This is a genomic window from Faecalibacterium sp. DFI.5.82, from assembly GCF_029076575.1.
GTDB lineage: Bacteria > Bacillota > Clostridia > Oscillospirales > Ruminococcaceae > Faecalibacterium > Faecalibacterium duncaniae.
On sequence record NZ_JARFIS010000464.1, the window covers coordinates 1 to 313 of the forward strand.

At 54.0% G+C, this 313-nt stretch carries 1 protein-coding gene; it reads right to left on the reverse strand.

Annotated features, from left to right (window positions below):
• Nucleotides 1-57: 57 nt before the first annotated feature.
• The coding region (locus P0G09_RS17440) for a type II toxin-antitoxin system HicB family antitoxin (RefSeq protein WP_275253305.1) at nt 58-313 on the reverse strand (256 nt) is incomplete at its 5' end.

Sequence of the window (313 nt, forward strand, 5' to 3'; positions counted from 1 at the left end):
GCCGCCCAGCGACCTCACGGTCTCGCTGGGCGGCTGTTGTTGTACTTATGCCTATAATTACGCCAGATGGAGTTTCTCTTTCAGCGCATCCTGAAGGACGCCGGAAAAGTTGATATGTGCCGATTCGGCGGCAACGTTGAGCCAGCCGGGAATGGAAAGGGTTTTCTTTACGGGTCTGTACCGCTTTTCGTACTCTTCCATATCGAAAGGCACCATCACCACAACCTCTTCCGGGTCAACATGGAGTGCAGAAGGGACAGAAGGCTCCGGGCAGACTTTGCAATCTTCCAGCATAAGGCCGATGGCATCCTGT